General features: G+C 70.0%; 17 protein-coding genes. 7 read left to right on the top strand and 10 right to left on the bottom strand.

What is annotated here, in order from left to right; genetic code table 11:
* Positions 1 to 67: 67 nt before the first annotated feature.
* Both IEZ19_RS20205 and IEZ19_RS20200 read right to left on the bottom strand, forming a co-directional pair.
* A complete protein-coding gene (locus tag IEZ19_RS20205) occupies positions 68 to 1,087 on the bottom strand; it encodes an ABC transporter ATP-binding protein (RefSeq protein WP_189312634.1) in 1,020 nt (339 codons plus the stop codon).
* A gap of 59 nt (positions 1,088 to 1,146) precedes the next feature.
* Entirely contained in the window at positions 1,147 to 2,367 is a 1,221-nt protein-coding gene (locus tag IEZ19_RS20200) for an NYN domain-containing protein (protein WP_189312633.1), read from the bottom strand.
* A gap of 225 nt (positions 2,368 to 2,592) precedes the next feature.
* Here IEZ19_RS20200 and IEZ19_RS20195 point away from each other — a divergent pair, with 225 nt between their 5' ends.
* Positions 2,593 to 2,772, top strand: coding sequence for a hypothetical protein (locus IEZ19_RS20195; RefSeq protein ID WP_189312632.1), 180 nt, complete (start codon positions 2,593 to 2,595; stop codon positions 2,770 to 2,772).
* A 147-nt stretch (positions 2,773 to 2,919) separates the two neighbouring features.
* On the opposite strand, the gene dnaE is transcribed toward IEZ19_RS20195, so the two are convergent.
* The gene (gene dnaE / locus IEZ19_RS20190; RefSeq protein ID WP_189312631.1) at positions 2,920 to 6,459 is read right to left on the bottom strand and encodes a DNA polymerase III subunit alpha; all 3,540 of its coding nucleotides are present in this window, start codon (positions 6,457 to 6,459) and stop codon (positions 2,920 to 2,922) included.
* 181 nt (positions 6,460 to 6,640) lie between these two features.
* Between dnaE and IEZ19_RS20185 the strand changes: the two genes are divergently transcribed.
* The 4 genes from IEZ19_RS20185 to IEZ19_RS20170 all read left to right on the top strand — a co-directional run bounded on the left by IEZ19_RS20185 (position 6,641) and on the right by IEZ19_RS20170 (position 11,410).
* Complete coding sequence (locus tag IEZ19_RS20185; RefSeq protein WP_189312750.1) at positions 6,641 to 7,966, top strand: DUF2252 domain-containing protein; 1,326 nt, start codon at positions 6,641 to 6,643, stop codon at positions 7,964 to 7,966.
* A 66-nt stretch (positions 7,967 to 8,032) separates the two neighbouring features.
* The gene (locus IEZ19_RS20180; protein WP_189312630.1) at positions 8,033 to 8,719 is read left to right on the top strand and encodes a hypothetical protein; all 687 of its coding nucleotides are present in this window, start codon (positions 8,033 to 8,035) and stop codon (positions 8,717 to 8,719) included.
* Between the two features lie 95 nt (positions 8,720 to 8,814).
* The gene (locus IEZ19_RS20175) at positions 8,815 to 9,657 is read left to right on the top strand and encodes a thioredoxin domain-containing protein (protein ID WP_189312629.1); all 843 of its coding nucleotides are present in this window, start codon (positions 8,815 to 8,817) and stop codon (positions 9,655 to 9,657) included.
* A gap of 94 nt (positions 9,658 to 9,751) precedes the next feature.
* Positions 9,752 to 11,410: an alkaline phosphatase D family protein gene (locus IEZ19_RS20170; RefSeq protein WP_189312628.1), complete on the top strand. Its 1,659-nt coding sequence runs from the start codon at positions 9,752 to 9,754 to the stop codon at positions 11,408 to 11,410.
* A gap of 165 nt (positions 11,411 to 11,575) precedes the next feature.
* Here IEZ19_RS20170 and IEZ19_RS20165 read toward each other — a convergent pair whose 3' ends face one another.
* Positions 11,576 to 12,145, bottom strand: a complete 570-nt coding sequence (locus IEZ19_RS20165) for a dienelactone hydrolase family protein (RefSeq protein WP_189312627.1) — start codon at positions 12,143 to 12,145, stop codon at positions 11,576 to 11,578.
* Positions 12,146 to 12,251: 106 nt separating this feature from the next.
* On the opposite strand from IEZ19_RS20165, the gene IEZ19_RS20160 reads away from it, so the two are divergent.
* Positions 12,252 to 13,298, top strand: coding sequence for a mechanosensitive ion channel family protein (locus IEZ19_RS20160; protein ID WP_189312626.1), 1,047 nt, complete (start codon positions 12,252 to 12,254; stop codon positions 13,296 to 13,298).
* A gap of 11 nt (positions 13,299 to 13,309) precedes the next feature.
* On the opposite strand, the gene IEZ19_RS20155 is transcribed toward IEZ19_RS20160, so the two are convergent.
* The 6 genes from IEZ19_RS20155 to IEZ19_RS20130 form a co-directional block, all read right to left on the bottom strand.
* Positions 13,310 to 14,050: an SDR family NAD(P)-dependent oxidoreductase gene (locus IEZ19_RS20155; protein WP_189312625.1), complete on the bottom strand. Its 741-nt coding sequence runs from the start codon at positions 14,048 to 14,050 to the stop codon at positions 13,310 to 13,312.
* 129 nt (positions 14,051 to 14,179) lie between these two features.
* Positions 14,180 to 15,766 carry a Na+/H+ antiporter gene (locus IEZ19_RS20150; protein ID WP_189312624.1) on the bottom strand — a complete coding sequence of 529 codons (1,587 nt, stop codon included), beginning with the start codon at positions 15,764 to 15,766 and terminating at the stop codon, positions 14,180 to 14,182.
* Positions 15,767 to 15,954: 188 nt separating this feature from the next.
* Positions 15,955 to 16,425, bottom strand: coding sequence for a GNAT family N-acetyltransferase (locus IEZ19_RS20145; protein ID WP_189312623.1), 471 nt, complete (start codon positions 16,423 to 16,425; stop codon positions 15,955 to 15,957).
* Entirely contained in the window at positions 16,422 to 17,366 is a 945-nt protein-coding gene (locus IEZ19_RS20140) for an RluA family pseudouridine synthase (RefSeq protein ID WP_189312622.1), read from the bottom strand. Before IEZ19_RS20140 ends, IEZ19_RS20145 begins: the two co-directional genes overlap by 4 nt.
* 55 nt (positions 17,367 to 17,421) lie before the next feature.
* Positions 17,422 to 17,961, bottom strand: coding sequence for a signal peptidase II (gene lspA, locus IEZ19_RS20135; protein ID WP_373297018.1), 540 nt, complete (start codon positions 17,959 to 17,961; stop codon positions 17,422 to 17,424).
* A 151-nt stretch (positions 17,962 to 18,112) separates the two neighbouring features.
* On the bottom strand, positions 18,113 to 19,495 hold the full coding sequence (locus IEZ19_RS20130; RefSeq protein ID WP_189312620.1) for a TraR/DksA C4-type zinc finger protein: 1,383 nt from the start codon (positions 19,493 to 19,495) through the stop codon (positions 18,113 to 18,115).
* A gap of 602 nt (positions 19,496 to 20,097) precedes the next feature.
* On the opposite strand from IEZ19_RS20130, the gene ileS reads away from it, so the two are divergent.
* On the top strand, positions 20,098 to 23,244 hold the full coding sequence (ileS, locus tag IEZ19_RS20125) for an isoleucine--tRNA ligase (protein ID WP_189312619.1): 3,147 nt from the start codon (positions 20,098 to 20,100) through the stop codon (positions 23,242 to 23,244).
* The last annotated feature ends 7 nt before the right edge of the window (positions 23,245 to 23,251 follow it).

The following is a 23,251-nucleotide window of genomic DNA, read 5'->3' as shown; positions in this document are numbered from 1 at the left end:
TTCTTCCGTACGGTGATGAAACCGTCCCCCGGGGACCGTACGGCTCCCGCGCCCACTCCGCTCACGCTCATGCCTTCACCAGCCCCTGCCGCGCGGCCCCGCCCAGCGCCAGATAGACGTCCTCCAGACTCGGCGTGGCCAGTGTGAAGTCGTCCAGCGCGGCGAACGCGGCCCCGCCGGTCACCGTGGCGACGACCGCGCGGGCCTCCTCGGGCGCGAGCCGCAGTGTCCAGCGGCGGCCCGCCTCGAGCGCCCGCTCCCGCAGCGCGGCGACCTCGGGCACTTCCAGCGGCGCCCGCTCCCGCCACACCAGTTCGACCCGCACCTCGTCGGCGACGCGCTCCTTGAGCCCGGCTGGGGTGTCACAGGCGATGACCCGGCCCCGGTCGAGGACGGCGACCCGGTCGAGGACGGTCTCGGCCTCGATGACGTTGTGCGTGACCAGCAGCACGGTCGTACCGTCTTCGGCCCGCCGCCGGTCGACGGCCGCCCACACCGCGCGCCGGGCCACCGGGTCCATGCCGGTGGTCGGCTCGTCGAGCACGAGCAGCGACCGCCGCCCCACGAGGGCCGCGGCGAAGCAGGCCAGCCGACGCTGGCCGCCGGACAGTTTCTTCAGCGGCCGCCCGGCGATCGGCGTGAGGCCCAGTTCGTCGAGTACGGCGTCCCGCTCGGCCCGCGCCTGTCGCACCTCGAGACCGCGCAGCCGGCCGGTGGTCTCGGCGGCGAGGGACACGGTCAGTTCGTCGAGGGCGGTGGACTCCTGGCCGAGGTAGGCGAGGATCCGCGCGGCCCGTTCGGGGTGCCGCACGATGTCGTGGCCGAGGATCTCGACGCTGCCCGCGTCCGGCCGCAGCAGCCCGGTCAGCTGCCGTACGAGAGTGGACTTGCCGGCGCCGTTCGGCCCGAGCAGCCCGAAGATCTCCCCGCGCCGTACGGCCAGCTCGACCTCGTCCGTGGCCCGCACCTCGGGCGCCGCCGGTGCCCCGCGCCGCGCGCGCACGGCCGGGTAGGTCTTGGTCAGCCCGCGCACGGCACACACGACGTCACCCTGATGCCGAAGTGACTGTCCCGCGCGCGTACTCACAAGGGACGAGCCTACGGGGTCCGGGGCTCCACCTCGCTTCCGGGGCCCGTCGGCTCTATTCACTCTCCAGCGGTCGCATGCTCGGCCGCGGTCCGTACGTCGATCTCCCGCCAGAACCCCGCCCGAATGGCATAGCGGTCGTGCTCGTCGATCTGGTCGTCCTTGTGGGCGAGGAGCCCGAAGCGGGCCGCGTACCGGAGCAGCTCGCCGTCGATGCGGTGCGGGATGCGCGGGTACATGCCGGACAGCTTCTGCAGATGGCTCTGGTCGCCGAGCCGGGCCATCCAGCGCCGGGCGAAGACCTGCCCCACCTCGTACGGGTCGCCGCCGACCGTCGTGATGTCCTCCTCGCGGTCGGCCCACCGCTGCTCGGCCGTGGTCAGCTGCGCGAGCGTCGGCATGGAGGCGATGTCGGGGGTCTCGGCGGCGACGCCCGGCCGGTCGACCCAGCCCTTGTCGGAGGACCAGCGCAGTGTCGCGCTCGCCGGGTGCTGGGCGGGCTGGGCGCCGGGGGCGCGCAGCGCGGCCAGGTCCTTGGGGGTGGGCACGCCCTTGGGCGCGGGCACCCGCTCCTGCGTGCCGTTCTCGGAGGCGGCGGGCGCGGACGCGTGCTCGCCCTGCTCGGCGGGCCGCTCGGCCGCCGCGGCGAGCGCGGAGTCGGGCAGCGGCGCGGAGAGGATCGCGGCGATCTCGGGCCGGGGCGCGGGCGGCGGTGCGCAGATCCCGCCGAGTTCCTTCGCGCGTACGGCCTTGGTGATCCACGCGCGGTCGAGGACGCGCCGTTCGTCGGCCTCGGCGACCAGGTCCTCGGACTGGTTGTAGTCGCCGTCGGCGGCCTGTACGGCCCACAGGTGGACGGCGACGCCATGCTCCTTGGCCGCCATCATGCCCGGCAGCAGATCGCCGTCGCCGGTGACCAGGACGATGTCGGAGCAGGCGCGGTTGCGGGCCAGTTCGGTCAGCTCGGCGTGCATGGCCGCGTCCACGCCCTTCTGGGCCCAGCGTCCGTCGCTGCGGGTAAGTGCGCCGAGCCGGACGGTGACCCGGGGCATCACGCGCAGCCTGCGGTGCTCGGGCTGGGGGACGCGGTCGGGGGCGCCGTCGAACCAGTAGATGCGCAGCAGGGGCCGCTCGGTGTCGGCCTCGGCGCGCTCGCGCAGCGCCTGGATGAGCGCGGTGTGGTCCACGGTGATGCGGGACCGTGAGGGCTCGCCGGCGAGGAGACTGGCGGCGGCCCCCAGCAGATACCCAGCGTCCACCAGGACGATGCAGCGGTCCACGCGACTCACCCTCTTCCCGGGAGGATTGCTTCGGGCTGTGCTTCGAGTCTGCCCGACCACACGGGGGTTAACGGCCGGAACTCGATCTTCGGCGTGGCGTTTCGGGGTCTGGCTCCCCGACATTCCCTGTCACACACGGTAATTATCCGAAATGCATCTCCTGTCAGCCTATGTGAATCTGATGGCGGCCCTGGCCCCTAGATCCCCCACAGGAGGCAGATCACCATGGCCAAGAACAAGAACCGCAAGCAGGGTGGCCCGCAGAACCGCGCCCCGCAGGGCGAGCAGGCACAGCAGCAGGCGCAGCGGACGTCGACGGAGGCCCACGAGTCTCCCGCGGCGCACATCCAGGGCAGCCCTGCCGATGTTGCCCGTAAGCAGAAGAAGAGCTTCGGCCACAACTGAGGCGGACTCACTCGGACTCGCGTAGTCCGGTAGGGCGTTGAAGCCCAGGCACACACGAGGGGCGCACCCGCACCGGGTGCGCCCCTCTTTTTTGTGGCTCGGTTCACCTCCGGGGCGCCGAAGCCTGTGTCGAGAGCCCGATCGTGCTCAGCCCGCCAGGCAGGACGGGCCGAGCAGGACCTTCAAGTCGCCGAACAGGGCCGGGTCCGGCTTCACCCGGTGGCGGTCGAGGCGGAGCACCGTCGTCTTGCGCGGACCCTGGAGCTTGATGCGGACCTCGCTGTCGCCCTTGTGGTGGCTGAGGATCTCGCCGAGGCGGCTGACCATCGGCGGAGTGACCCGCGTGGCCGGGATGGTGAGGACCACGGGCGCGTTGGTGCCCGCGTTGGACAGGTCCGGAACCATCAGCTCCATCGCGACCAGCCGCGGCACGTCCTCGCGCTTGTCGAGGCGTCCCTTGACGAACACCACGGCGTCCTCCACGAGTTGGGTCGACACCAGCTGGTACGTCGCCGGGAAGAACATGCACTCGATGGAGCCCGCGAGGTCCTCCACCGTGGCGATGGCCCAGGCGTTGCCCTGCTTGGTCATCTTGCGCTGCAGGCCGGAGATGATGCCGCCGATGGTGACGACCGCGCCGTCCGCGTGCTCGCCGCCGGTGAGCTGGGCGATACCGGCGTCGGCCTTGTCGGACAGCACGTGCTCCAGACCGAACAGCGGGTGGTCGGAGACGTACAGACCGAGCATCTCCCGCTCCTGGGCGAGGAGATAGGTCTTGTCCCACTCGTCGTCGGTGAACTCGACGTCGAGCCCGAAGCCGGGTTCGCTGCTCGACTCCTCGCCCATCCCGCCGAAGAGGTCGAACTGCCCCTCGGCCTCCTTGCGCTTGACCGCCACCACGTTGTCGATCATCGGCTCGTACTGCGCGGTGAGGCCCTTGCGGGTGTGGCCCATCGAGTCGAACGCGCCGGCCTTGATCAGCGATTCCGTCGTCCGCTTGTTGCAGACCACGGCGTCGACCTTGTCGAGGTAGTCGGGGAAGGAGGCGTACTTCCCCTTGGCCTTGCGGCTCTTGATGATCGACTCAACGACGTTTGTGCCGACGTTGCGGACGGCGGAGAGGCCGAAGAGGATCACGTCGTCGCCCTGGGCGGCGAAGTTCGACTCGGACTCGTTGACGTTCGGCGGGAGCACCTTGATGCCCATGCGGCGGCACTCGTTGAGGTAGACCGCCGACTTGTCCTTGTCGTCCTTGACGGACGTGAGAAGACCGGCCATGTACTCGGCCGGGTAGTTCGCCTTCAGGTACGCGGTCCAGTACGACACCAGGCCGTAGGCGGCCGAGTGCGCCTTGTTGAACGCGTAGCCGGCGAACGGGACCAGCACGTCCCACAGGGCCTGGATGGCCTCGTCGCTGTAGCCGTTCTTCTGGGCGCCGGCCTGGAAGATGGTGAAGTTCTTGGCCAGTTCGTCGGGCTTCTTCTTGCCCATGACGCGACGCAGGATGTCGGCCTCGCCGAGCGAGTAGCCGGCGATGATCTGGGCGGCCTTCTGCACCTGCTCCTGGTAGACGATCAGGCCGTAGGTGACGTCCAGGACCTCCTGGAGGGGCTCCTCCAGCTCCTTGTGGATCGGCGTGATCTCCTGAAGCTTGTTCTTGCGGAGCGCGTAGTTCGTGTGCGAGTCCATGCCCATCGGGCCCGGACGGTAGAGCGCCGAGACGGCGGAGATGTCTTCGAAGTTGTCGGGCTTCATCAGGCGCAGCAGCGAGCGCATGGGACCGCCGTCGAACTGGAAGACGCCCAGGGTGTCGCCGCGCTGGAGAAGTTCGAAGGTCTTCGGGTCGTCCAGCGGGAGGCCCAGGAGATCGATGTCGATCCCCTTGTTGGCCTTCACCATCTTGACGGCGTCGTCCATGATCGTGAGGTTGCGCAGGCCGAGGAAGTCCATCTTCAGCAGGCCGAGCGACTCACAGCTCGGGTAGTCCCACTGCGTGATGGTCACGCCGTCGGTGTGCCTGACCCACACGGGGACGTGCTCGGTGATGGTCTCGCTGGACATGATCACGCCGGCGGCGTGCACGCCCATCTGCCGGACCAGGCCCTCGACGCCCTTGGCGGTGTCGATGACCTTCTTCACGTCCGGCTCGTTCTCGTACATCCCGCGGATCTCGCCCGCTTCGCCGTAGCGCGGGTGCGAGGGGTCCGTGATGCCGTTCAGGTCGATGCCCTTGCCGAGGACGTCGGCGGGCATCGCCTTGGTGAGCCGGTCGCCCATGGCGTACGGGTAGCCCAGCACGCGCGCCGAGTCCTTGATGGCGTTCTTCGCCTTGATCTTGCCGTAGGTGCCGATCATGGCGACCTTGTCGGCGCCGTACTTCTCCGTCACGTACCGGATGACCTCGACGCGCCGGCGCTCGTCGAAGTCGATGTCGACGTCGGGCATCGAGATGCGCTCGGGGTTGAGGAACCGCTCGAAGATCAGGCCGTGCGGGATCGGGTCGAGGTCGGTGATGCCCATGGCGTAGGCGACGATCGAGCCTGCGGCGGAGCCTCGGCCGGGGCCGACCGCGATGCCGTTGTTCTTGGCCCACATGATGAAGTCGGCGACGACGAGGAAGTAGCCGGGGAAGCCCATCGAGATGATGACGTCCATCTCGTAGTCGGCCTGCTTCTGGCGGTCCTCGGGGATGCCGCCGGGGAAGCGGCGCTCCATGCCGCGGCGGACCTCCTCCTTGAACCAGGTGACCTCGGTGTAGCCCTCGGGGATGTCGAACTTGGGCATGAGGTCGCGCTTCTCGAACATGCCCGTGGTGTCGACCATTTCGGCCACGAGGAGCGTGTTGGCGCAGCCCTCCTGCCAGGCGTCCGAGGAGTCGATGGCGTACATCTCGTCCGTGGACTTCAGGTAGTAGCCGGTGCCGTCGAACTTGAAGCGGTCCGGGTCCGAGAGGTTCTTGCCGGTCTGGATGCACAGCAGGGCGTCGTGGGCGCCGGCCTCGTGCGCGTACGTGTAGTGCGAGTCGTTGGTGACCAGCGGGGGGATGCCGAGCTTCTTGCCGATCTCCAGCAGGCCGTCGCGGACCCGGTGCTCGATGTCGATGCCGTGGTCCATCAGTTCCAGGAAGTAGCGGTCCTTGCCGAAGATGTCCTGGTAGTCGGCGGCCGCCTTGAGGGCCTCGTCGTACTGCCCGAGACGCAGCCGGGTCTGGAGCTCGCCGGAGGGGCAGCCGGTGGAGGCGACGATCCCCTCGGACCACTGGGCGATGGTCTCCTTGTCCATGCGCGGCCACTTCTGCAGCCAGCCCTCCGCGTACGCGTCGGAGGACAGCCGGAAGAGGTTGTGCAGGCCCGTCCTGTTGACCGCCCACATCGTCTTGTGGGTGTAACCACCGGAACCGGAGACGTCGTCGCGCTTCTGGTGCGGCTGGCCCCACTGGATCTTGCGCTTGTTGCGCCGCGACTCGGGCGCGACATAGGCCTCGATCCCGATGATCGGGGTGACTCCGGCCTTCCGTGCGGAGTGGAAGAAGTCGTACGCCCCGTGGAGGTTTCCGTGGTCGGACATGGCGATGTGCGTCATGCCCATCTCGTTGCAGGCGTTGAACATGTCCTTGAGCCGCGCGGCACCGTCCAGCAGCGAGTACTGGGTGTGGACGTGCAGGTGCGTGAAGGGCGGCTTTGACACGGTTTCGGCCTCCGAGGGAAACAGGCATCGACGATCTTCCGACCGGCTGCAGGCAGTCTGGGGGACAAGCTCGAATCCTATGCCTCGGGACTGACACTCCGCGGGCACTCCCGCGTACCTTCGTGCGTTGGACACGACAGACACGCTGTCGTACACGTCACGCACCAGGAGGCACTACGCGATGTCGGTTCCCCAGCTCAACGACGAGCAGCGCGGCGAGGAGATCCTCGCCGTCTTCGACACCGCCTTCGGCGAGCTCCTGGCCGCCGACCCGGCCGCGTTCCGCGTGAAGTTCCGCAAGATGGCGGCCTCCGCCTTCGCCTTCTACCGGGGCACGGCCTGCCTCTTCTACCACGACCTCGAGAGCGAGAGGCGTGGCGGCCCCTACCTGGACGAGCGCACCTCGCGCGTGTGGATCCACGGCGACCTGCACGCGGAGAACTTCGGCACGTACATGGACTCCAACGGCCGGCTGATCTTCAACGTCAACGACTTCGACGAGGCGTACGTCGGCCCGTTCACGTGGGATCTGAAGCGCTTCGCCGCCTCCGTCGCCCTGGTCGGGTACGCGAAGGCGCTCAGCGACGAGCAGATCACCGAGCTGGTGCAGGTGTACGCGGGCGCGTACCGCGAGCGGATCCACGCCCTGGCCACGGGCGCCAAGAGCGACGAGGTGCCGCCCTTCACCCTGGACACCGCGCAGGGCCCGCTGCTCGACGCGCTGCGCGACGCCCGCTCGCTGACCCGGTTCGGGCTGCTGGACTCGATGACCGAGATCCGCGACTTCGAGCGCCGGTTCGCCCCGGGCGGCGGCTCCATCGAGCTGGACGCGGCCACGCGCTACAAGGTCCTGGCGGCCTTCGACGGCTATCTGGAGACCCTCCCGGAGTCGTCCCTGGCCCGCCCGGACTCCTACCGGGTGAAGGACGTGGTGGGCCGGCGCGGCATCGGCATCGGCTCCGCGGGCCTGCCGTCGTACAACATCCTTCTCGAGGGCAACAGCGACGCCCTGGAGAACGACGTGGTGATCTACATCAAGCAGGCCCAGACCCCGGCCGTCTCCCGCCACATCACGGACCCGGCGATCCGTGACTACTTCCAGCACGAGGGCCACCGCACGGTGATCTCCCAGCGCGCCCTGCAGGCGCACGCCGACCCGTGGCTGGGCTGGACCGAGCTGGACGGCACGGGCCAGCTGGTCGCCGAGGTCTCGCCGTACGCCGTGGACCTGGACTGGGGCGACATCGACGACCCGGAGGAGATCGCGGCCGTCGTCGCCGACCTGGGACGCGCCACCGCCACCATGCACGCGGCGGCGGACGACACCTCCGGCGAGTCCCTGGTGCCGTTCTCCACCGAGCGGGCCATCGACGCGGCGATCGCCGCCGACGAGGACGGCTTCGCGGATCTGCTGACGGACTTCGCGCACACGTACGGCTCACGCGCGCGTGCCGACCACCAGATCTTCGTCGACCTGTTCCGCAACGGTCGCATTCCGGGTCTGTGACGGCACGCACTCACAGGCACCTTTTAGGGGCCTCTTACATGAGTACGTGACACACTCTTCTGCGCTATGGACATATCCGGGACCCAGCTCAGAGCCGTGCGCGCGGCGCTGTTCACGGCCGTGGTCGTGACGATCGGCACCGCGTCGCACGTGCTGCTGTCCCGGGTCCCGCTGCCGTTGGCGACCGTGACCGCGGTCGCCGCGGGGGTCTTCGTCACGGCGTACGTGCTGGCGGGCCGCGAGCGCGGCTTCGGCCGTATCGCGGCGCTGCTCGTCCCGCTGGAACTGGTCGTCGACACGGTGTTCACCAGCGGCCAGCACGCCTGTTACGGCCGGGCGGGCGGCCCGATCGCAGGCCCACTGCGCGCGGTCGGCCTGGACGTGCTGTGCCGCGGCGGTACCGTGGGCACCCCGCTGGCCCAGGTGACCGGCGGCCACGACCGTGCCTCGGCCCTGCTGGCGCACGCCGACCCGGCCGCCGCCTGGCTGCTGCTGGCCGCCCATGTCGGCGTCGGACTCCTCGCTGCCGCCTGGCTGCGCCGCAGCGAGCGGGCCCTGGGCCAGCTCCTGCGCGCGGTCGCCGCGACCACCTTCCGCCCGCTGCTGGTGGCGGCGGCCGCGGTGACGGTATGGCTGCTCGCTCCGGTACGCCGCCTGCCGCGTCCGGCGCCGCGCACCGCCGCCACTCGTGACCTGCTCCTCGCGCACTCCCTGGGACGGCGTGGACCGCCGTGCTCGGCCGCTCCCGCCTGAGCGACACCGTCGCTCCGCACAGCATCTGAGCACGACCCGTCCCCCGCACGTATCCCGCGTACGACATGTGCGCGTCCCACATGGAGATCACCACTATGAGCAAGCGGAACAGCCAGGCGTCGAAGACGGCGGCCCGGGAGCGGCTGCGCCTGGAACGCGAGAAGCAGGCCAAGCGGGCCAAGGTCAAGCGGCAGGTCATCGTGGCCGCGTCGGTCGTGGCCGTGCTGGCCGCGGCGGGCGGCATCGGCTACGCCGTCGTCCAGAACAACAAGCCCGGTTACTGGGAGGCCATGAAGGACGACAAGGTCGTCGCTCCGGCCAACACGACGGGCACGGACGGCACCACCGTGGTCATCGGCAAGGACACCGCGCAGAAGACCCTCAAGGTCTACGAGGACCCGCGCTGCCCGATCTGCGCCCAGTTCGAGCAGACCGTCGGTTCGACCGTGAAGAAGGACATCGACGACGGCAAGTTCAAGATCCAGTACATAGGCGGCACCTTCCTCGACGGTGACGCGATGGGCAAGGGCCAGATCGGCTCGCGCGGCGAGGGCTCCAAGAACGCGATGAGCGCCTTGGGCGCCGCGCTGAACGTCGGCCCGGAGGCCTTCCTCGAGTACAAGACCGCGCTGTACTCGAGCAAGTACCACCCCGAGGAGACCGACGACAAGTTCAAGAGCGACGACTACCTCATCAAGGTCGCGGACACCGTCCCGGCACTGAAGGGCAACGCCAAGTTCCAGAACGCCGTGAAGAACGGCACCTACGACGCCTGGGCCCTGGCCATGTCGAAGACCTTCGACACCAACAAGGACGGCGTGAGCGGCACTCCGAGCTTCGTGATGGACGGCAAGATCCTCACCACGCCGGGCAGCCAGAACCCGCCGATGACGGTGGCGGACTTCACCTCCGTGGTGGACGCGGCTCTCAAGGCTTGACCCGCCGGTCGCGGAGCGGCCGTCGGATGAAGAGCGGGCGAACTTTCACGAGTTCGCCCGCTCTTGTTCGTACCGATCAGTAACCTGATCGCTCGTGACCAGTCGATACAGATCAACCGAGGGCAACTCCCTCTCGCCACGCCGCCGTACGGTCGTCAAGGCCGCGGCGGCGACTGCTGTTCTGGCCGGACCGATCGCTGCCGCACTTCCGGCGCGCGCCGCCGCCCAGACCCCCGCCTTCCTGCACGGCGTCGCCTCCGGTGACCCGCTGCCCGACGGCATCCTGCTGTGGACGCGAGTGACGCCGACCGCCGAGGCCATACCGGGTTCGGGGCTCGGCCCGGACACCGCGGTGAGCTGGGTCGTCGCCACGGACAAGGCGCTGACGAACGTGGTCGCCTCGGGGTCCACCACCGCGACGGCCGCCGCCGACCACACGGTCAAGGCGGACATCCGCGGTCTCGAGCCGGCCGCCGACTACTGGTTCCGCTTCTCGGCGGGCGGCACCGACTCCCCGGTGGCGCGCACCCGCACCGCGCCGGCGGCGGACGCGACCGTCTCCGGCCTGCGCTTCGGCGTCGTCTCCTGCGCCAACTGGGAGGCCGGTTACTTCGCCTCCTACCGCCACCTCGCGGCGCGGGGCGATCTCGACGCCTGGCTGCACCTGGGCGACTACATCTACGAGTACGGCACCGGCGACTACGGCACGCGTGGCACCGTCGTACGCCAGCACGCGCCCACGCACGAGATCCTCACGCTCGCCGACTACCGCACCCGGCACGGGAAGTACAAGACCGACCCCGATCTGCAGGCCCTGCACGCCAAAGCACCCGTCATCGCGATCTGGGACGACCACGAGTTCGCCAACGACTCGTGGTCGGGCGGCGCCGAGAACCACACCGAGGGCGCCGAGGGAACCTGGACGGCCCGTCAGGCGGCCGCCAAGCAGGCCTACTTCGAGTGGATGCCGGTCCGCCCGGCGATCGCCGGCACCACCTACCGCCGGCTGCGCTTCGGCAAGCTCGCCGATCTGTCCCTGCTCGACCTGCGCTCCTTCCGCTCTCAGCAGGTTTCCCTGGGCAGCGGTTCGGTCGACGACCCGAACCGTACGATCACGGGACGGGCCCAACTCGACTGGCTGAAGTCCAACTTGACGGGGTCGGACACCACCTGGCGGCTCGTCGGCAACTCGGTGATGATCTCGCCGTTCGCCGTCGGCTCCCTCTCCGCCGACCTCCTCAAGCCGCTGGCCAAGCTGCTCGGCCTGCCGCAGGAGGGCCTGGCCGTCAACACCGACCAGTGGGACGGCTACACCGACGACCGCCGTGAGCTGCTGGCCCACCTGCGCTCGAACGCCATCCGCAACACCGTCTTCCTGACCGGCGACATCCACATGGCGTGGGCCAACGACGTGCCGGTGGACGCCGGCACCTACCCGCTGTCGGCCTCGGCCGCCACGGAGTTCGTGGTGACCTCGGTGACCTCCGACAACCTCGACGACATCGTGAAGGTCCCCGAGGGCCTGGTCTCCGCGGTCGCCGCCCCCGTGATCCAGGCCGCGAACCGCCACGTCCACTGGGTCGACACCGACCGGCACGGCTACGGCGTCCTGGACATCACCGCCGACCGCGCGCAGATGGACTACTACGTCCTGTCCGACCGCACGAAGGCCGACGCGACCTCGTCCTGGACGCGTTCGTACCGCACCCGCAGCGGCACGCAGAAGGCCGAACGCACCTACGACCCCGTGTAACCACCGGGTGCCGTCAGCGGATTTCGGCCGACAGCGGCCCCTTCGAGGGCATGTGCGCCGCCCTTGCATGGGGTGGCGCACCACCCCACCAGTGCCCCGAGAGCCGCGACACCCACCAGGCCGGCTGACCTAGTGCTGTGACCGGAAGGTTCACCGGCCACAGCACTAGAGGGTTTCCAGGAAGCCGAGCGCCACCCGCCAGGTGGCCTCGGCGGCCTCCTCGTCGTAGTCCGGCAGGCCGGGGTCGGTGTAGAGGTGACCGGCCCCGGCGTACCGGTACACCTCCACGTCCGCTCCCGCCCTGCCCATCTGCAGATACCAGGCGCTCAGCCAGTCGTCCGTCTCGAACGGGTCCGGCTCGGCCACGTGCAGCTGGACCGGCAGCTCGTCCACGGAGGCGTTCGGCGCGAGGTCCGACGTGCCGTGCAGGAGCAGCAGCCCGCGAGCCCTCTCGTCACCGAGGGCGAGGGTCTGCGCGATCGAGGCGCCGAGCGAGAACCCTGCGTACACGAGCCCTCGTTCCGAGTACGGCGCCGCCGCCAGGACGGCCCGCTTCAGCAGCTCGTCCTTGCCGGTCTCCTCCTTGAAGGCCATGCCCTCCTCGACCGTCTCGAACGTGCGCCCCTCGAAGAGGTCCGGCGTCCACACCTCGTGCCCGGCGCCGCGCAACCGCTCCGCGGCCTCCCGCACGGCGGGCCTGAGGCCGTAGGTCGAGTGAAACAGCATGATGTTCATGAAGCCATGGTGCCAGCCGGGACCGCCGGCTTCGCATCGCGGCCGTACCCACCTCCGTTCCGAACACACATGTTCATGACCGCCCACTCCGGTTACGTTCTCCGGCATGGAGAACCTGTTCCGCCCACTGATCGTCGTCGGCGGTTGTGTCGTCCTCACCCTGGTGATCGGCTGGGGCACGGACCTGCTGCTGCGCAAGGCCGACGAACGGCACCGCGAGACACCCCTGTGGGGTCTGCTGCGCCGGGCCCGGATCCCTTATCAGCTGGTGCTGTGCGCGGCACTGCTCAGGGGTTCCTACGACCAGGCGAAGCTGTTGATGGAACACCGGGTCGGCATCGGCCGGACCCTGACCCTGGTGCTCATCGGCTCGGCCGCCTGGCTGGTGATCCGGATCGCGGCGGCGATCGTCGAGACGTCCTACGCCCGCTACGCCCGCGTCCACCGCGACCCCGCCAGGGTCCGCCGCGTCCGCACGCAGGTATCGCTGATCATGCGCGTGGTGGCGGCGGTCGTCGGCGTGATGGCCGTGGCCGCGATGCTGCTGACGTTCCCCGCGATGCGCACGGCAGGCGCCTCGCTGCTGGCCTCGGCCGGCATCCTGGGCATCGTCGCCGGTGTCGCCGCCCAGTCCACGCTGGCCAACCTGTTCGCCGGACTGCAGATCGCCTTCGGTGACATGGTGCGGCTCGGCGACACCGTCGTGGTGGACGGCGAGTGGGGCACCGTCGAGGAGATCACCCTGACGTTCCTGACCGTGCGCACCTGGGACGAGCGCCGGATCACCATGCCCGTGTCGTACTTCACCTCCAAACCCTTCGAGAACTGGTCCCGCGGCACCGCTCAGATGACCGGTGTCGTCTTCTGGCACGTCGACCACGCGGCCCCGGTCGAGACGATGCGCGAGAAGCTCGGCGAGATCCTGCGCGAGTGCCCGGCCTGGGACGGCCGCGAGCACGGCCTGGCCGTCACCGACTCGACGCCCAACACGATGCAGGTGCGGGCCATGATGACCGCGAAGGACGCCGACGACGTGTGGACGGTGCGAGTCACGGTCCGCGAACGCATGATCCGCTGGCTGACCGAGGAACACCCCTACGCCCTGCCCCGCGTCAACACGGCGGACGCCGTCCGGCCACCGGTGGGCAGCTGACCCGCACCCCGTCAACGGCCGCGCTCCGCACCTCCGTTGACCTGGATGACCTGCGAGGTGATGTGCCCGGCAACGGGCGAGGCCAGCCAGTGCAGCGTGGCGGCGACGTCTCCGGGCTGCCCGGCGCGGCCGGTGGGCGTCTCGGCAACGAGCCGCTCCCGTCGCGCCTCGTCCATCGTATCGCCGAAGAACTCGGTGTCCTCGATGTACCCCGGCGCGACCACGTTCACGGTGATCCCGCGCGGCCCCAACTCCCGGGCCAGATCATGGGCGTAGGGATGCAGCGCGGCCTTGGCGGCGGCGTACGCCCCGCTGCCCGAACCCCGGAAGGCGGCGATCGAGCTGATGAACAGCACCCGCCCGCCCGGTTCGGCGAGCCGCTGCTTCAGTGCCTCCGTGAGAAGTGCCGCGGTCAGGGTGTTGATCCTGAAGTTGACGGTCCACTGGTGGGCGACGACATCGAGCGGATCGTCGCTCCCCGACGGCGCCTCGAGGATCCCGTTGCCCCCGGCGCCGTGCACCAGCACGTCCACGGTCCCGAACTCCTGCGCGACGAATCGGGCCACCCCTCTCACGTCCGCCGGATCACTGAGATCGGCGGCATAGGTGAGCGCCCCGCTCACACCGGCCTTCTCCAGCACCTCCGCCCGTCGTCCGAGCAACAGCACCCGGTCCCCGTCCCCCGCGAAGACCTGAGCCGCCGCACGCCCGATCCCCGTACCACCACCACTGATCACAATGTTGCGAGCCATGATCCGAGAGTACGAGCGCGAGGCAGAACGGGCCTCCGGGTATCCACAATCCCCTCATGCTTGTATGACCGCACCTCACGGCAAACGCGCACCTCCCGGCCCACCGAAGCAGGCGGTGTGCCGGGGAGATCACCGCAGACTACGCACGTCCAGATGCCGCAGCACCCGGTCCACGATCTCCGGATCCGCCCCCACCTCACTCCGCGCCGCCAGCACCTCGTGCCGCGCCGCACTGAGCAGCTCCCCCTCGATCCGCCGTACCCGCCGCAGCCTCCTCAACCGCTGCTGCTGCGCCTCCCGCCGCTCGTCCTCCGCCACGTCCGGACTGATCCGCGCCCCGATGTCGAAGGCCCGCCGCAGCATCTGCTCGGACAGGTCCTCCGGCAGTTCCTCGACCTCCTCGATCTCCCGCAGCCGCCGCTTGGCCGCCTTCGCCGCCCGCACCGCCAGCTGCTTCTCGAACTCCTTCTCCCGTTCGGTGTCGGCCTGAACCCCCAGCCGTTTCACCAGCCATGGCAGGGTCAGCCCCTGAAGCACCAGCGTCGCCATGATCACCCCGAACGCGATGAACACGATCTCGTCCCGGTCGGGGAACGCGGCCCCGTCGTCCGTGTGCAGCGGCACGGCCAGGGCCAGCGCGACCGAGGCCACCCCGCGCATCCCGGACCACCACATGACGACGGTCTCCCGCCAGCCCATGGGGATGTCCTCGTCGTAGTCGAGCTTCGCGTGCATCCGCTTGGTGAGCCAGGTGGCGGGCAGCAGCCACACCAGGCGCACGAACACGACAACACCCGTGATGGTGGCCGCCCAGCCGAGCATCTCGCCCCACCGCCCCGACGCCGTACGGATCGCGTTGTGCAGTTCCAGCCCGATCAGCCCGAACGCGACGCCGGTGACCAGCGTGTCGACGATGTCCCAGAAGGTGTGTCCGACGAGCCGGGTCATCACGTCGTCGGCGCCGGTGGCGTACTCGGTCAGGAACAGCGCGGTGGTGAGCACCGCGAGCACGCCGGAACCGTGCAGCTCCTCGGCGAGGACGTACGAGGCGTACGGCACCAGCAGTGTCAGGCCGATCTGCAGCGTCGCGTCCCCGAGCAGGTCCATCAGCCTGTTCGCGACCCAGCCCAGCACGAGCCCTACGACGAGCGCGACCACCGCGGACAGTACGAGGTCGAGGCCGGCCTGCCACACCGAGAAGGTCCCGCTGACGATCGCGGCGATCGCCACGTGGTACAGCACGATCGCCGTGACGTCGTTGAACAGCCCCTCGCCCTCCAGGATCGACACCAGCCGGCGCGGCAGTCCGAGCCGTCCGGCCACGGCGGTGGCGGCGACCGGGTCGGGCGGCGCGATGAGCGCGCCCAGTGCCACGGCGCCGGCGATCGGCAGGCCGGGCACGATCGCGCCGGCGACATAGGCCACGCTGACGGTGGTGATGAAGACCAGGGCCACGGCCAGCAGGAAGATCGGCCGTCTGTTGGCCGCGAACTGCCGCCAGGATGTGCGCCGGACCGCCGCGTACAGCAGCGGTGGCAGCAGGGCGGGCAGGATCAGCTCGGGCGCGATGTTCACGTTGGGCACGAAGGCGAGCACCGCGAGCACGATCCCGAGCAGGGTCATCAGGACCGGCGCCGGCAGTCCGAGCCGGTCCGCCACCGGGACGCTCACCAGGGCCCCGAGAAGCATCACGAACAACAGGGCCAACTGCTCCACGGCCAGCTCTCCGGGGGTCGACGATCACACGCGGGGCTCAAGCCTGCCACGCCGCCCTGCACACCGACCGTGTTGAGCACCGGGCCGAGGAACGCGCCGCGCCCGGCAAGCGCAAGCGCCGCATCACCCGGAACCGAACCGCGCCGGGCTACGGAGCGCCGTATCCCCCGGAACGGGACCGCGCCAGGCTACAGAGCGCGCCGCATCGCCCGGTGCGGGATGCCCGCCTCCGGGTACTCCGGGCCGTACGCCTCGTAGCCCAGCCGCTCGTAGAAGCCCAGGGCGTGCGTCTGGGCGTGCAGGTCGACCGCCGCGAGCCCACGCGCGCGTGCGGCCTCCTCGATGGCCCGCACCAGAGCGACACCTATACCGAGCCCGCGCGCCTCCCGCGCCACGGCGAGCCTGCCCAGCGAGCCGACCGTCGCGTCGCCGCCGGTCTTCTCGGCGGCCACCTCCTCGCCGTACAGCAGCCGGCCGGTGCCCAGCGGCACGCCGTCCGCGCGGACCGCCAGCACATGCACGGCCGTCCCGTCGTACGCGTCGTACTCGATGTCCTGCGGAACGCCCTGCTCGACGACGAAGACCTCCTTGCGCACCGCGAAGCACGCCTCGCGGTCGGCGGGGTCCTCGGCGACACGCACCTCGTACGGCGTGGTCATGCGTACGTCTCCTCACGTACCTGGTCCAGGGCCTCCTGGAGGTCCTCCGGGTAGGCGCTCTCGAACTCGACCCACCGGCCCTCGCCGGGATGCTCGAAACCGAGCCGTACGGCGTGCAGCCACTGGCGGGTGAGACGGAGCCGCTTGGCGAGCGTGGGATCGGCGCCGTAGGTCAGGTCGCCGACGCACGGATGGCGGTGGGCGGCCATGTGGACGCGGATCTGGTGGGTGCGGCCGGTCTCCAGCTTCACGTCGAGCAGGGAGGCCGCGCGGAACGCCTCGATGAGGTCGTAGTGCGTCACGGAGGGCTTGCCGTCGGCCGTGACCGCCCACTTGTAGTCATGGTTCGGGTGGCGGCCGATGGGCGCGTCGATCGTGCCGCTGGTCGGGTCCGGGTGGCCCTGGACGAGCGTGTGGTAGCGCTTGTCGACCGTGCGCTCCTTGAACTGGCGCTTGAGCGACGTGTACGCGTACTCGGACTTGGCCACGACCATCAGGCCGGACGTGCCCACGTCGAGGCGGTGCACGATGCCCTGGCGCTCGGCCGCGCCGGAGGTGGAGATCCGGTACCCGGCGGCGGCGAGACCGCCGATCACGGTCGGTCCCGACCAGCCCGGCGAGGGATGCGCGGCCACACCGACCGGCTTGACGATCACGACCACGTCATCGTCGTCGTGCACGATCTCCATGCCCTCGACCGGCTCGGCGACGATCTGCACCGGCGCGGGCGCCTGCGGCATCTCGACCTCGAGCCAGGCCCCGCCGCGCACCCGCTCGGACTTGCCGACCACCGATCCGTCGACCTGGACCTTGCCCGCGGCGGCCAGCTCCGCCGCCTTGGTACGGGAGAAGCCGAACATGCGGGAGATGGCGGCGTCGACGCGCTCGCCCTCCAGGCCGTCCGGCACGGGCAGGGTACGGATCTCGGGAATCGTGCTCACCCGTCGAGTATGCCGGACGGCTCCGACAGCCCCGTACGCGCGCCCTCGGGCCGTCTCAGTCCTTGTGGACGGTGCCGTCCGGGTCCAGGCCGCGGAAGGACAGCAGCACGATCAGGATGCCGCCGCACACGATCGCCGAGTCCGCCAGGTTGAACACCGCGAAGCCCTTGGGCGCGATGAAGTCGACGACCTCGCCCTGGAAGACGCCCGGCGATCGGAAGATCCGGTCGGTGAGGTTGCCGAGGGCGCCGCCGAGGAGCAGGCCGAGTGCGATCGCCCAGGGCAGGCTGTAGAGCTTGCGGGCGAGGCGGATGATCACCACGATCACCGCGGCCGCGATCAAGGTGAAGATGATCGTGAAGGCCTGCCCGAAGCCGAAGGCCGCACCCGGGTTGCGGATGGCGTTGAACTCCAGCCAGTCCCCGATGAGCTTGATCGGCTCGTGGTGCTCCAGCTTCGCGACCACGATCATCTTGCTCACCAGGTCCAGGGCGTACGCGAAGACGGCCACCGCGAACAGCACGGCGATCCGGCGCCCGCGCCGCGACCGCTCGGCCGAGCTGTCCCGCACGTCCGCCACCGACGCACCTGTCACGCCGGCCGCCTGGGCCGCTGCCGACTGCTCGCCGCCGTCGTCCGGAGTGTCCGGCGTACCGATGATGCGCTCCGCCTCTGCCACGTGAGTCCCTCAACCTAGGTGCCTGACTGAGGACGAGACTACGGCACGCTCCGCACGACCCATGCGCTCAGTAGCGACGTTCCTGCTTCTGTTTGCACTCCACGCACAGGGTGGCTCGCGGGAAGGCCTGCATCCTGGCCTTCCCGATGGGATTGCCGCAGTTCTCGCACAGTCCGTAGGTGCCCGCGTCCAGCCGCTCCAGGGCCCGTTCGGTCTGGACGAGCATCTCGCGCGCGTTGGCCGCCAGCGCCATCTCGTGCTCGCGCGTGATGTTCTTGGTGCCGGTGTCGGCCTGGTCGTCACCGGCGCCGTCCCCGGAGTCCCGCATGAGACCCACGAGGGACTGCTCCGACGACGAGATCTCGGTGCGCAGCCGCGTGGCCTCGGCCTGCAGCTCCGCGCGCGCTTCGTCGACCTCTTCCGGGGTCCAGGGGTCCTCGCCCGGGCGCACGGCGAGCTCGCCGGGCTCCGCCGCCGCGGCGACCCGTGCCTTGGGGACGGCGGTCTGCGCCGCCGTGGCCGTACCAGGAGTCTTCTTCGCAACCACCGTCGTGGCTCCCGTCTGCTTCGCGGCACGCGCCGCGCCCGCTTTCTTGGCCGTGCTCTTCCTGCTCGCGCCCTTGGCGGCACCGCCGCCCGAGCCGCCTTCCATGGCGACCGCGCTCTTGGCGGAGGCCTTCTTGGGGGAGGCCTTCGCGGGGGAGGGCTTCCTGGCAGAGGCTTCCGCGACCTGGGCATCCGTGACCGGGGCTTCGTCGGCGGAGGCTTCCACGGAGGCGGCCTTCTCCTTCGAAGCCTTCATGCCGGACGCCTTCGCGCCGGAGGCCTTGGCTCCGCTCGCCTTCGCAGAGGACGCCTTCCCGGAGGGCTTCTTCCCCTCCGAGGGCTTCCTCGCGGAGGCCTTCGGCTCCGCCGCCGCTTCCCCGGCATCCTTGGCAGTCGCCTTACCGCCCGTCTTCCCGGCGGTGGCCTTCTTCGCCCTGACGGTCTCCTCGCCCGCCGCACCACCGACGGCGGCTCCCGCGCCACCCTTCCCGGTGGCCGCCCTCTTCTCCGCCGACGTCTTCTTCGCCGCGGCCTTCTTCGAAACCCCGGCCTTGCCCTTGCCCTCGCTCTTCGCCGCGGCCCCGGTCTTCTCCTTGGCCGCCGCCTCCACACTCGTCCTCGTCCCGCCCGTCTTCCCGCTCGTCGACTTCTCGGCGGCGCCCTTCGCCTCCGCCTCCCCCGTCACCGCCGTACTCGGCTCCGCCGCCTTCTTCACAGCCTTCCCGGCGGAGCCCTCGGCAGCGCCCCGCACGGTCTTCACCGCCTTGCCCGCAGCCTTCCCCGCGACCCCGTCCTGCGCGCCGTCCTTGCCTCGCACACCCTTGGCCAGGACGCCGGAGGCACCCGCCGCGCCCCTGGAGCTCCTGGACGCCGACTGCTGTACGGCGGTCTTCTTCGCCACCATGGCCGCGGCCCCTTCACATACTTGTGATCTTGCGCGCGAATCGTGCTGGGACGATAAATCGACTTGAGTCCCGCGGCAACGGGGCGCAGCACCCGATTCGCCCGGCTCGCGCATGTCGCGCCACAAGCCTGCATGCGTTGTGCCCAGCTCCCCGCCGGGTAATCCGCCGAGTCGGGCATCCCAGGATGCGAACGCGCGTACCTCGCCATTCGGGGCATCTCGCCGCCGTACCGGACGCCGACCGGCCACCCGGCAGCCGGAGCCCGAAATCCGGTCGGCCGCTGTCGGCGAGGCGCCGTACACTAGGCGGAGCGAAAAGCGTGGATGGGGACGAGTAGCGGCGTACGCAGCCCAGAGCGACCCGGGGACGGTGGAAGCCCGGGGGCGAGCGCGACGTGAAGATCACCCCTGAGCCGCCGGAAGAAAGTCCGTGAAGGGCGAGTAGACCCGGCATCGCGACCCCAATGAGGGGGCTCACCGGCGCACACCCCGCCCGGCGGGCCAAGGAGGGTGGTACCGCGGGAGCGCGCCGCACACGGCGTAGGCAGCAGGCTCTCGTCCCTCCGACGGAAGGCAGCAAGTCCGTTGGAGGAAGCTCGCAGATGACAGAGCCGACGTACCGCCCGGTACCCGCCCAGGTCGACCTGCCCGCGCTCGAGCACGCGGTACTCGACTTCTGGCGCGAGCAGAAGATCTTCGCCAAGAGCCTGGAGCAGTCCGAGGGCCGTCCCGAGTGGGTGTTCTACGAGGGCCCGCCCACCGCCAACGGCATGCCCGGCGCCCACCACATCGAGGCCCGCGTCTTCAAGGACGTCTTCCCGCGCTTCCGCACCATGCGCGGCTACCACGTGGGCCGCAAGGCCGGCTGGGACTGCCACGGCCTCCCGGTGGAGCTGGCTGTCGAGAAGGAGCTGGGCTTCTCCGGGAAGCAGGACATCGAGGCGTACGGCATCGCCGCGTTCAACGCCAGGTGCCGCGAGTCCGTGCTGCGCCACACCGACGCCTTCTCCGAGCTCACGACCCGCATGGGCTACTGGGTCGACCTCGACGACGCCTACGTCACGATGGACCCCGAGTACATCGAATCGGTCTGGTGGTCGCTGAAGGAGATCTTCGGCAAGGGGCTGCTGGTCCAGGACCACCGTGTCGCCCCCTGGTGCCCGCGCTGCGGCACCGGTCTGTCCGACCACGAGCTGGCGCAGGGCTACGAGACGGTCGTCGACCCCTCCGTGTACGTCCGTTTCCCGCTCACCTCCGGTCCGCTCGCCGGCCAGGCCGCGCTCCTGGTGTGGACGACGACCCCCTGGACCCTGGTCTCCAACACGGCGGTAGCCGCCCACCCCGAGGTCACCTACGTCGTCGCGACCGACGGCGAGGAGAAGCTCGTCGTCGCCGAGCCGCTCGTCGCCAAGGCGCTCGGCGAGGGCTGGGAGACCACCGGCCAGACCTTCACCGGCGCCGAGATGGAGCGCTGGACGTATCGACGTCCGTTCGAGCTGGTGGAGTTCCCGGAGACCCCGGGCGGCACCCACTACGTGGTCAACGCCGAGTACGTCACGACCGACGACGGCACCGGTCTGGTCCACCAGTCCCCCGCGTTCGGTGAGGACGACCTCAAGGTCGGCCGCGCGTACGGCCTGCCGGTCGTGAACCCCGTCCGCCCGGACGGCACGTTCGAGGAGGACGTCCCCCTGGTCGGCGGCGTCTTCTTCAAGAAGGCGGACGAATCGCTCACCGAGGACCTCAAGGACCGCGGCCTGCTCTTCCGGCACGTCCCGTACGAGCACAGCTACCCGCACTGCTGGCGCTGCCACACCGCACTGCTGTACTACGCGCAGCCGTCCTGGTACATCCGCACCACGGCGATCAAGGACCGCCTGCTCGCGGAGAACGAGAAGACCAACTGGTTCCCCGACACGGTCAAGCACGGCCGGTACGGCGACTGGCTGAACAACAACATCGACTGGGCGCTGTCCCGTAACCGCTACTGGGGCACCCCGCTGCCGATCTGGCACTGCGAGGAGGACCACCTCACCGTGGTCGGCTCCCGCGCGGAGCTGACCGAGCTGACCGGCACCGACCAGTCCGAGCTCGACCCGCACCGCCCGTTCATCGACGAGGTCACCTTCGCCTGCCCGCAGTGCCGGACCACGGCCACGCGCGTGCCGGAGGTCATCGACGCCTGGTACGACTCGGGATCGATGCCGTTCGCGCAGTGGGGCTACCCGTACAAGAACAAGGAGCTGTTCGAGAGCCGGTACCCGGCCCAGTTCATCTCCGAGGCGATCGACCAGACCCGTGGCTGGTTCTACACGCTGATGGCCGTCGGCACGCTGGTCTTCGACAAGTCGTCGTACGAGAACGTGGTCTGCCTCGGCCACATCCTGGCCGAGGACGGCCGCAAGATGTCCAAGCACCTGGGCAACATCCTGCAGCCGATCCCGCTGATGGACCAGCACGGCGCGGACGCGGTGCGCTGGTTCATGGCAGCCGGCGGCTCCCCGTGGGCGGCACGCCGCGTGGGCCACGGCACCATCCAGGAGGTCGTCCGCAAGACGCTCCTGACGTACTGGAACACGGTCGCCTTCCAGGCTCTGTACGCCCGTACGGCAAACTGGGCTCCGTCCGAGGCCGACCCGGTCCCGGCCGACCGCCCGGTCCTGGACCGCTGGCTGCTGTCCGAACTGCACGCGCTGACCGACCAGGTGACCGAGGCCCTGGAGGCGTACGACACCCAGCGCGCCGGCAAGCTCCTTTCGGCGTTCGTCGACGACCTGTCGAACTGGTACGTCCGCCGGTCGCGGCGCCGCTTCTGGCAGGGCGACAAGGCCGCGCTGCGCACCCTGCACGAGGTGGTCGAGACGGTGACCAAGCTGATGGCGCCGCTGACCCCGTTCATCACCGAGCGGGTCTGGCAGGACCTGGTCGTGCCCGTGACCCCGGGTGCGCCGGAGTCGGTGCACCTGGCGTCGTGGCCGGAGGCGGACCTGTCCGCGATCGACCCCGAGTTGTCACGGCACATGATGCTGGTCCGCCGCCTGGTGGAGCTGGGCCGCGCCACGCGCGCGGAGTCGGGCGTCAAGACGCGTCAGCCGCTGTCCCGGGCGCTGATCGCGGCGAGCGGGTTCGAGTCGCTGCATCCGGAGCTGCACACGCAGATCACGGAGGAGCTGAACGTCTCGTCCCTCGCCTCGCTCTCCGAGGTGGGCGGGTCGCTGGTCGACACGACGGCCAAGGCGAACTTCCGGGCGCTGGGCAAGCGGTTCGGCAAGCGGGTCCAGGACGTGGCCAAGGCGATCGCCGAGACGGACGCGGCGGCGCTGTCGCTGGCGCTGCGTGCGGGCACGGCGTCGGTGGAGGTCGACGGTGAGACGGTCTCGCTCGCCCCGGACGAGGTGATCATCACGGAGACACCGCGTGAGGGGTGGTCGGTGGCGTCCGACTCCGGTGCGACCGTCGCTCTCGACCTGGAGATCACGGAGGAGCTGCGGCAGGCGGGGCTCGCCCGGGACGCGATCCGGCTGATCCAGGAGGCGCGGAAGAACAGCGGACTGGATGTCGCCGACAGGATCGCTCTGCGGTGGACGTCCACGGACCCTGCGGTGATCGCTGCGCTGACCGAGCATGCGGGGTTGATCGCGGAGGAAGTTCTCGCGACGGACTTCGCCCAGGGTGAGGCGGATGCCACGTACGGCTCCGCTTTCACCGACGAAGGTCTCTCGCTGACGTTCCACCTGCGCAAGGCATAGCTCCCCC

It is taken from the genome of Streptomyces brasiliensis, from assembly GCF_014647875.1.
GTDB classification, from domain to species: Bacteria; Actinomycetota; Actinomycetes; order Streptomycetales; family Streptomycetaceae; genus Streptomyces; species Streptomyces brasiliensis.
Note: the sequence above shows the minus strand (reverse complement) of the source record. Positions and strands in the feature narration are given on the sequence as shown.